At 56.6% G+C, this 10,463-nt stretch carries 7 protein-coding genes; 6 read left to right on the plus strand and 1 reads right to left on the minus strand.

What is annotated here, in order from left to right; translation table 11 throughout:
* The 4 genes from MPRO_RS21420 to MPRO_RS21435 all read left to right on the plus strand — a co-directional run.
* On the plus strand, window positions 1–2,219 hold a 2,219-nt coding region (locus tag MPRO_RS21420), incomplete at its 5' end, for a Calx-beta domain-containing protein (protein ID WP_216821350.1).
* Window positions 2,220–2,480: 261 nt separating this feature from the next.
* The gene (locus MPRO_RS21425; RefSeq protein WP_067298177.1) at window positions 2,481–3,884 is read left to right on the plus strand and encodes a Wadjet anti-phage system protein JetA family protein; all 1,404 of its coding nucleotides are present in this window, start codon (window positions 2,481–2,483) and stop codon (window positions 3,882–3,884) included.
* Window positions 3,885–4,520: a DUF4194 domain-containing protein gene (locus MPRO_RS21430; RefSeq protein ID WP_067298178.1), complete on the plus strand. Its 636-nt coding sequence runs from the start codon at window positions 3,885–3,887 to the stop codon at window positions 4,518–4,520.
* The gene (locus MPRO_RS21435; RefSeq protein WP_067298180.1) at window positions 4,504–7,938 is read left to right on the plus strand and encodes an SbcC/MukB-like Walker B domain-containing protein; all 3,435 of its coding nucleotides are present in this window, start codon (window positions 4,504–4,506) and stop codon (window positions 7,936–7,938) included. Before MPRO_RS21430 ends, MPRO_RS21435 begins: the two co-directional genes overlap by 17 nt.
* A 26-nt stretch (window positions 7,939–7,964) precedes the next feature.
* Here MPRO_RS21435 and MPRO_RS21440 read toward each other — a convergent pair whose 3' ends face one another.
* On the minus strand, window positions 7,965–8,648 hold the full coding sequence (locus MPRO_RS21440; protein ID WP_067298181.1) for a hypothetical protein: 684 nt from the start codon (window positions 8,646–8,648) through the stop codon (window positions 7,965–7,967).
* Between the two features lie 333 nt (window positions 8,649–8,981).
* Between MPRO_RS21440 and MPRO_RS21445 the strand changes: the two genes are divergently transcribed.
* Window positions 8,982–9,353, plus strand: a complete 372-nt coding sequence (locus MPRO_RS21445; protein WP_067298182.1) for a hypothetical protein — start codon at window positions 8,982–8,984, stop codon at window positions 9,351–9,353.
* A 115-nt stretch (window positions 9,354–9,468) separates the two neighbouring features.
* Window positions 9,469–10,266, plus strand: coding sequence for a DUF3422 domain-containing protein (locus tag MPRO_RS21450; RefSeq protein WP_245635173.1), 798 nt, complete (start codon window positions 9,469–9,471; stop codon window positions 10,264–10,266).
* The last annotated feature ends 197 nt before the right edge of the window (window positions 10,267–10,463 follow it).

Raw genomic sequence — 10,463 nt, forward strand, 5'->3', positions numbered from 1 at the left:
AGCTGGTATGTAAAAGTAAGGGGTCGGCGGCCACGTCAGAGTTGGATAAGGGACAGAGCCTGGATAACGATGCTGCGCCAAGCTTCAGCGTCAATGACGTCTCGACCGATGAGGGCGGCAACCTGGTGTTCACCGTAACCCGCACAGGCGATGCCCAGGCGAGCCAGTCGGTGACCATCGCCACCTCGGATGGCAGCGCCACCATCGCCGGCGGCGACTACACCGGTAACAGTGAGACCCTGACCTTCGCCCAGGGCGAGACCAGCAAGACCTTCACCGTGGCTACGCTAGCGGATCAGTTGATCGAAGGCAGCGAAACGATGCAGGTAACGCTGACCAATGCGACTAATGGTGCTGTAATCGCGGATGATCAGGGCATCGGAACCATTCTGGATGACGATACCCGCCCAGTTATTTCAGCGATAACCAATGTCGTTGTGTCGGAAGAGGGTTTGAGCGGTGCGGTTCCGGATACAGTCGGCAGCGCCGACACTACTGACAGTGCAACTGACAACAGCGGTACTGTGACTGCAGGCGACCTTGATGGCGATGCTCTGAGCTATCGCTTCAACAGTAAGCCGGTGGATGGGGCATTAACGTCAAATAATGTGGATATCAATTGGACATTCTCCAATGGAGATACCGTCCTCACTGGTTCTGCGGGCGGTGCGACTATTCTGGTGCTGACAATGGTTGCGGCCACAGGTGCCTGGTCGGCTGATCTGCAGGGGCCGATAGACCATCTGAATGCCAACCTTGAGGATGACTTGTCTATCTATTTAACGGTAGTGGCGTCAGATGGTGTTAACGATTCGGGGCCTGCGAATATCAGTGTAACCATCGAAGATGACTCACCGGTATTTAGCGGTGCCCAGAATCTGATTCTGGCCAATACCATTGGGAATATAGCTGAAGGCGCCTTCGACTTCTCCTTTGGTGCCGACGGTGCTCGGTCGGTTGATAGCATCACCTTTGATCTGTCTGCACTGCTGGCCCAGAATCTTGTTACCTTTCCTGAGGGGCTTCCGGTCCAGTACGACATCAGTGTCGAAAACCAGGTACGTGCCTATTTTGATGATGGCACCGAACACGATATCTTCGCGCTTCGTCTTGACCCCAATACCAAAACGTACGACTTCGAAATCTTCGGCCCGCAGCTGATAGCGACGCCGGAAGAAGTGCTGGCGGGGCAAGGGAGTTCCTTCGGTGCGGGGCCGAATACGGGGTATATCATCCCGGATGCCGCTGATGCGAACGCCGATTTGGTATTGATATCTGGCTACATTGATAGTGCTGGCGCTTTTAATACGACCACTAACTTCAATACCATTCAGGGTGCTTTGACGCAGGCTCAAGTCAACCTGAACAGTAACTCTTACGGGGTTTCGAATCCGTTGGTGAACTCAACGGAGCTGCTATTGCTGGATTTCGATGCGGATAACTTTGGCGTTGAGCCTGTGCCTGGCGCTTTTGATGGTCCGCAGGTCAACTCTGTAACAATTCAGGCAGACAAAAACGGTAGTGAAATCACGTGGGTTGCTTATGGCGACGATGGCTCAGTTTTAAGCTCGCAGACGTTAACCACGGTTAAGAATACGCCAATTGTAATCAAGGATGACGACGGCGGCGCCATCAGCTACGTCGCGATCTATGGGGGAGTCGGTGCCAACACTGGTATCGTAGTGACATCGGTTGGCGCCTTCACCAATACCGGCACCGCCGAGCTTGAATTTGGTATCACGGGTACCGATGCGGATGGTGACTCCGTATCAGGCTCTATTGCGGTAACGGTTGAAGGTGATGGCACCCTTGATGGTTCAGTTGATTCCGATGTGCTGGTCGGCGGCTCAGGGGATCAGATTCTAACCGGTGGAGATGGTGCCGATATCTTCGTCTGGAATGCCGGTGATGAGGGTACTGCGGGTGTCGGTAACTATGCGCAAGACAGCATTACCGATTTCAATACGGCTCAGGGCGATGTGCTGAACTTGTCAGATCTGCTAACAGGCGAGACCGCAGGAACCATCGGTAATTTCATTTTTGTGGATGAAACCGGCGGGAATAGCGTGCTTTATGTAAGTACTGCTGGAGGCATGGCGGGGGCGGCTAATGCTGCGGATGCCGCGAACGCAGCTGATCAGGTGATACAGCTGGATGGTGTGACTGGCGTCGACCTCGCGACGCTGATCAGTAATGGCAATCTGGACATCGATAGCTAAGTTTTACGCTGGAGAGTAAAAGGCCGGCCATTGATTGCCGGCCTTTTTATGTTTGGCGTTACGAATTCTGCAAGCAGCGTGCTGTTGGGTTTCCTGATACTACCTCTGTCTTGTCGGGTGCCTCGGCGCCTGGTCCGGTGTTCAATCTTGCCGTTTTTCCCGCTTAATCAGGGTTATTAATAGGTCCGTTTTCCGTTAGAATCCTCTGTTTTCCATTGCAACGGGCTTTGCCCCTCAGGGGCGGCAGGGGAACCGGAACGAATGCTGTTCAACAAGCTGCCAGATGACTTATTTCTGCCGCTCTCGGGTCAGAATCGCCATATTTATCAGGCGGTTATGCTCGCGTTGGCGGATCTGTTCTTCGATGAGGACCTGATCGACCCTTTTATCCCCAAGGATTTGGTGCGTTCGTCGATCGAAGATGCAGTGGTGCGCCTGGGTGTGCGTCGCTGGGAGCCGGAAGACGATGAAGAAAATGAGGGTGGCGAGCCGCCGCGCTCGGCCGCCGAGTACGCCAACCGCGTCTATCGCCGTTTGGTGCAAACTGGCTGGCTGGAGGAAGAGCAGCGCATCTATCGTACCTTTGTGCTGTTATCGCCCTCCATCAGCTACCTGCTGCGCTCGCTGGTATCGATTGCCAACCTGGAAAAACGCTCCTACGGCGGTGCTGTACTGAACGTGCTCAGCTCGCTGGAATCCGCCATCAATGATCCGGTGGGGCGTGGTATTACGCTGGCGGAAGCGGCACAGACAGCGGCGGATTTCAGCGCCCATCTGACCGATATGCTGCTGGGGTTGCGCGAGCTCAAGATCAGTCTGGCTGCCACCAATAATGCCCAGGAGATCGTGCGGCGTTTCTTTGACCGCTTCGTTGAACACATCCTGGTGTCGGATTACAAGACACTGAAAACCAAGAACAATCCCTTTCGCTTTCGGCGTCAGATACTGTCGTTACTGCGGGAGTTGCAGTTCGACAGTCTGCGCCTCGAGAAGCTGACCGTGCATTATCAGATGCAGTTTGAGGTTGGCCACGATGATGCCGAAGCGCGGGTTCATCAGCATATCAATCGTATTATCCGCATCTTCGATTCGGTGGATAAGCGCCTGGCCACCATCGATGACTTCCGCTATCGGCTGGAAAAACGCGTGGCTGATACCGTGCGTTACATGGATAAAACCACGCCTGGCATGGCCGCGCGGCTATCGCGCGTGATCGGCGAAATTGCCCGGCGGCCGGATGCGCAGGTGCCCCGTATTGATACCCTGGAGTCCATTGGCTTCCTGTCGCCCTCCAGTGTTCGTTCGCCGATACGGCGGCGCATTGAAGCTCAGCCCCGGGTGATTCACCAGGCCGAGATCGATCCACAGGTGCTGGAATTGCGGCGTCTGTTCAAGGAATACAAGGACCGCAGGGAAGTGACTCCGGAGCGTATTGATGTCTATCTGGAGAGCAATCTGGGCAGTCGCAGCAGTCTTGAAGCTGGCGGCTTTCGTATCGAAACGATCGAAGACTACATCTGTTTCAGTTATGTGCGCCATCTGGCCTCCCTTGGCAAAAAGGGCAAGGGCACCATGCAGGCCTACTCGGTTCGCTTCAAAGACAACTATGTCAATGTCGCGGATATGGTTGAGTGCCGAGATTTTGTGATTCAAAGGAAACTATAAATGCTGGGTGATCTGCAGAAAATCATCGGTCGAAACGACCAGTACAAGGCCGACGACTTTTCCCGTGCGGCAAATCTGCTGCTGGTCAGTCAGTTCCTCTACGCCGAGCGGCCGGGGCACCGTGACAGCTATTTCCTGGTGACGTCCCATATCGATTATTTCACCAACCTGTTCGAGGCTATTGGCTGGTCGCTGATCTATCAGCCAGATGAAGCCTACCTGGGCGTCTTGCCCAAGGGAGAGGAGCGGGTCATGCGGCTGCGTCTGGATGAGTCGCTGTTGCTGCTCTGTCTGCGCCAGCAGTATGAGCAGAAGCTGGAGAACTTCGAGGTCGAAGGCGGCAAGGGCTACACCAGTACCGACTCGCTTCTAGGGCTTTACGAAAACCTGACCGGCAAGGAGATTCCCAACGAAACCCGCCTCAAGGAAATTCTGTCGCTGTTCTCGCGCCATGGCCTGATCGAGCGCGGCAAACCGCTGGAAACCGAACCGAAAAACCTTCCGCTGGGAATCAATCCTACCATTCGTCAGGTGGTGGTCGAGGACTTTATCGGTCAGCTGGAAGCCCTGTGTGATGCGGATAACCGCGATGAAATGGCGCCTGCCGAGGAGTCCGCTGATGAAGCAGCTCAATAGAATAGTTCTGGTTAATTGGTATGTACTCGGTGCCATCGAAATCCCTATCAAGGGCAATGTCGCTATCGTTGGCCCCAACGGTTCGGGCAAGTCGTCCCTGCTGGATGCCATCCAGACGGTATTGATGGGTGGTCACAAACGCTACCTGAGCTTCAACGCCTCGGCCGGCGAGAAGAGCGAGCGCAGCCTGCGCACTTACTGCCTGGGCATGATGGATGACAGTGGCAAGAAAGGTAACGCCCGTGAAGATGCCCTCAGCTATATGGCGCTGAGCTTTTTCGATACCGAATCAGCGCGTGAAAGCTGTGTTGGTATCGCTATCAGTGCCTCCACGGCTTCCCCTGATGAAGATATTCTGGGGCGCTTTATTTTGCAGGACTTTTCGGTATCGCTGGATGATTTCACCCGCCGCGACGGCGAAGGGCGTCTGCCGCGGCCTTGGAACGAGGTGCGGGCCAGCATGCTCAAGGCTTGCCCGGATATGGTGCTCGAAAAACGCGCGAATCGCTTTATTCGCGAGATGGTCACGCATCTGAGCCATGATCCGCAGATGCCCAACGATGACGACAAGTTCGTCAAAAATTTCCGTAACGCACTCAAGTTCCTGCCTATCGACAGCCCAACCCGCTTTATCCGTGAGTTTGTGCTGGACGAGAGCATTGTGCACGTGGGGGCCTTTCGCAAGTCCCTCGACGAATACCGGGCCATGGAGCACAAGACGCTGGAAGTCTCCCGGCGCATCGAAGAGCTCGAAAAGGTACAGGAGCTGTGCAAGGGCATCGCGCGCAACGTGCGCAATGCCGTCGAGTATGAGTGGGTGGTACATGAATCCCGCTTCGAGAATACCGATCTGAAGAAAGAGGCGGCTGCCGAGCGGCTGGAAGAAAACCAGGAAAAAGAGAGCAGTTATCAGCTTTCGCTGGAACAGAAGTCCGAGCAGCTTAACCAGATCATGCAGGACCTGGCCGAAGCTCGCGCGCGCCTGAACAATACCGACAGTGCGCATCAGATCAAGGCGCTGGAATCGGCCGTGACTGCGCGCCAGCATGAACTGGGTGGTATCAAGGACCGTATTCAGCATGTCCATGGCGTGTTGCGCACCACAGTCGGCTTCGCCAGCTTCGAACAATTGATGCCGGAAAACTTCCGCCCCGTGGTGCAGCAGTCTGTTGGCCTGTGGCGCGAGGGGGGCGACATGATGGCGGATCTTTGGCCCGAGTCGCCGGTCGAGGTCGATAATAATCTCGATCAGCTGAAAAAGCATGTGGATGGCGTGCGGCGCGAGATCGCCCGTCAGTTCGAGCGTTCGGTGATTCGCATGAACGAGCTGCGCTCCGAAATCCAGAACCAGAAGGGCGCGGTGGAGCAGCTCAAGCAGGGGCGGGCGCCGGTGCGCCGCAATACCCAGGAGCTGATGGAGCTGCTGGCTGAGTACGGTATCGAGTCCATGCCCATTTGCGAGCTGGTCGATATCAATGACGACAAGTGGCGTGTGGCTATAGAGTCTTTCCTGGGTGCCAGGCGCGAGGCACTGGTGGTGGACCCGGACCGGGTCAAGGAAGCCATCACCATTTACCGTCGCAAGGGGCGCCACCTCAAGGGCAGTCGTATCATCAACACCACCAAGAGCGATGACTGGCTGGGGCGTTACAAGGCGGGGTCTCTGGCGCACTTTATCGACACTGACAGCGATCATGCGCGGGCGTACATGAACCGCGCCCTGGGATCGGTGATGGCGGTGGAAACCGAAACCGAACTGCTGCGCCACGAACGTGCTCTGACCTACGACTGCATGCTCCAGTCCGAGGGCTCTACCACCTCTATCAACGAGATGCAGCCCATCATGGGTATCCGGCGTCGCGCCAGTCAGCTGGAAGTTCAGGGTCGCCAGGTTGATCAGATGGTCAATGAGTTTACCACCCTGGGCAAGCAGCACAGTGCGCTGGAGAAGTTGCGCGACAACCTGATCAGTCTGGCGCATGCGCTCTTGGGTGTGAACGCGCGGGTGTTTGATCTGGTGAATCAGCGTGAGCAGCTAAACACCGAGATTGAAGGTCAGCGCCAGGCGGTCGAAGATCTGCGCAATCAGGACGACAGTGGTATTCAGCAGGCGATTGCCGAGCTTGTTGCCGCGCAGAAGAAGGCCGGTGACGAGCAGAAGCAGCTGATGGATCGATTGCAGAAGGCCCGCACGGCCATGATCAAGGACAACGCGGCCGTTGAGGTGCTGGAGCAAGAACTGGTCGAACATAGCGCTGCCCGTGCCCGTTGCCAGGAAAATGCGATATTCGATGCTCAGGCTGCGCAGGAAAAACGCGATTATCTGGATGAAACCTGCGTCGGCGAGCTGGAGCGCGTCATCTTTGAGGCCGCCAAAAAGGCCCAGGCCGAACTGCAGCTGCACGAGAAAAAGAAAAACGGCGTGCGTGATGCCGTGGCTCAGTACAAGGCGCGTTACCACGGCGGCGGCTTGAGTCACCAGGCGCTGGACATGATCAGCGCTGATTCCACCCACGAGGATCTTGAGGCCTTTGTCGACAAGACCGTTACGGTGCTGGTTGATTCAGAGCTGGCCGAATACGCCAAGAAAGCCGAGCGCGCCCGCCTGGAAGCCGAAACGGCTTTCCGTTCCGACTTTGTGGCGCATCTGAATGATCAGATTGACAAGATCAAGGACCTCATTCGCGAACTGAATTCGCATCTCAAGAACCGTCCGTTCCACAAGGAAATGTACAGTTTCGAGATGATGCCCAACCCTGAGCTCAAGGATATTCTGGAGCTGGTTGAGGCTTACACGCGCATGGATCAGGCGAATGTCGGCTCTCTGTTCGATCTGAAGAACGACGGCGACAAGCCGCACCACAAGGCGCTGGAAAAAATCCATGACGTGCTGAAGGATGAGGGCGAGAGCAGCCTGTTGCAGGATTACCGCAACTTCTACAACTTCGAACTGGTGGTCAAGGATCTGGACGGCAACCGCAAGACGACCCTGACACAGCGCATCAAGACCGGTTCCGGTGGCGAGCACCAGGTGCCTTTCTATGTGGCCATGGCCGCCGCCATGGGCGCGACCTACCGGCTGCGCGAAGGCGCGGATGGCCGTCCGCTCGGCGGCATGAGTCTGTCGGTGTTTGATGAGGCGTTTAACAAGCTGGACTCCGAAAACACCATGACCTCCCTGGCCTTCATGAACGACCTGGGGCTGCAGACCATTATTGCAGCACCGGATGAGAAGTACTCGCTGCTCAGTTCCTGCATGGATACCATCATCAACGTCTGTCGTGATGGCCGCGTGGTGGATATCGATGTGGAGTTCCCCACCGCAAAGGGCAAGATATTGCTGAACTCGGATCATCCGCGCACGCTGCTGGCCGCTATGGCTGAAGGTTCGCAGAACGCAGCGCTGGAGCCGGCATAAGCCGGCTGGGTGTCAGCTAAAAGCTGTCAGATAGGCGGCTGCTGCAACCTGGGTTGTGGCGGCTGCAGGTCGGGTATCAGGCTGGCGATGGCATTGCGCTGGTGTAGCAGATAGAGGCGACCATTACGACTCAGCCCGAGCCAGTGTTCTGGCGTATCCAGCAGCTGCAGCAGCAGGCTGTTGCAGTCGATGGAAGCTGCGTTTGATGTCACGGCAGAGCTGTGTCTGGCGGGCTGCAGGTCCTGCCACTGGTCATTGGCCAGCAGGCGGCTCAGGTTGTGCCCGTCCCAGATATCCGGCATTTGCAGCAGCGGTTTCAGCAGCCCCAGGCGTGAGGGTGAGCTGATATGTCGTTCACGGGCGAAGTAGCGCCGAACGCTGAGATCGGTATGTACGCCCAGCAGGGAGTTATCCCGCACGTTGCTGCGAAAATCCAGAGTCTCCAGGCCCTCGATGAGCGTGTCCAGCCGCCAGTTGCAGGCCTTGACCAGCGCCCAGGCGGGCTCCAGCGACAGGCGCGAGCCGAGGCTGAATTTGACCGCTTCGCGCCCGTCGCGCACCGCGCCATTCAACTGCGTGATCTGCAGAAAGCCCGTCTGAAAGTCTACCAGGCTTTCCGGCGTTTCGACGAAGCAGTAGGGGGATTCGCGCTGGCACAGGCTGATCCAGTGATCACGGTGGTTGAGGGTGGGTAGTACTCGAATCAGCATGGGGTACGCAGGTGGTGAGGTGAACGGGATCGAAAAGTATATATTAACCCGGCGGGTTGATACATGAAGCATGGACGCTTCATCATTGGCCGTAGGCCAATGCGAACGCCAGCAAAACCAGCATGTCCACGCACCTGCGCCCATTCTTTTAGGCTAAAGAGTGATGGCGTGACCGCACATTCGCATCCATGCGTGCGCGGCATACGATCGCCATGGATGGCGGGAATGCAGAAAATGCAGGAGCATTTTTCTGTCGCACTTCCTGTACATAACGACAAATAGGGAGGGAACCTATTTGTCCGTCAGGTTAAAAGAAAATCAGGAGAGGCAACCATGAAACTGTTAAACCGTGCGGCCTTCGCACTGCTGCCGCGCCAGCCGTTTGCCGACTGGGTAAAGGGGTTGCCCGCCGACGCCGGTGAGGCCTCGGAGGACGAGCAGGAGCTGAGCCTCGCAGCGCTTCGGACCGAGGGTACGCTCTATCTGATTGATGAAGTCTTCAGCGAAGATGATTTTGCCGCCGCCCAATTGGATCACTGGCGCAAGATGTTCGAAAACGAACTGTCGGCCTGGGATGAGTTTGGCGATCACTGGCCTGAGAATCTGAGTGCTGAGCTGTTTGATGCCTGGTTCGAGCTGCAGCCCCAGCTAATGGCCATCGACCTGTCATCAAAACCGCTGATGCTGGCGCCGCTGCAGGACTAAGTATAACTGTGAGGGTTAGCAGGCCCACAAGTTGCATATCCAAGGGTACATTCGCAGTATTGAGTGGGCTCCCGTGCCGGGTTTCAATAGCCGCTCAGTGAAAGGGAACCAAGGAATGACCGATCTAATTCAGGCGCTGCCTACCCAAACCGGGTTTAATCTGCATCCGCTGCGCGAGCTGCTGTATGAAGAGCTGCACTCGCGGCCGTTTCAGCAGATTCAGGCACCGGCCCGCGTTACGCACCTGGCGGTGCTATGTCCCGAATCCGGGCGGGCGCAGCAGTTTCGTCATCTACAGGCGTTGTGCGAGCAGCTGAATGCCCCCGTGCCGGAGCAGGACAGCAGCTGCTTTCAACAGGACTTTGGTTCGCTGCGGGTTAGGCGTGAAACTCATATGGAGTTTGTGGCCTACACCTTTATCTACCTTGATGCGACAAGTCCGAGCGGCGCCTGCGATCAGCCCTTTGCCTGCACAGCGCTGTCGCTGTTGCCGCCCGGCTGGCTGGACCAGCTGCATGGCAGTGTGGTGGGCGCTTTCCATGTCGCTTTCGAATACAGTGAGCTGGAAGGCAAGCAGCTGTTGCCCCAGGCCAAGCGCAACTTTGAGGGTATGCGCCTGATTGGCAGTAGCCCGCAGCAGGGCGATGCCCATATATGGACCAGCTTTCGTCTGCACAGCGATGGTTTTGGGCGTTTTCTGGTGTACAACCGCGGCATGTCGCCGAGTCAGCTTGGGCGGCTTATGCAGCGCCTGCTGGAAATCGAGACCTACCGCCTGCTGATGCTGCTTGGCATGCCGCTGGCGCGCAGCATAGCGCCGGCGCTGTCGCCCATGGACGAAGGTCTGGCCGATATTACCCAGCGTCTTGCCGGTAACTCGGATCTGGATGAAGCGGTAATTAATCAGGGGTAAACCCCCGGCTATGCCGGGGTGACTCGCATAGGTTTGACCGAGGCTACGGTCAATGTACCTTCGTCTTTCGACCAAGAAAGCAGAAGGAAACCCTATGCGAGACTATGAAAGTTTGGCGCATACGCGCTGGGATTGTAAGTACCACGACGCGCTCATCCCGACGAAGACACGAAAGGTGAAAACTAGGAGCCACATAA

This window comes from Marinobacterium profundum (assembly GCF_001528745.1).
Classification (GTDB): Bacteria; Pseudomonadota; Gammaproteobacteria; order Pseudomonadales; family Balneatricaceae; genus Marinobacterium_A; species Marinobacterium_A profundum.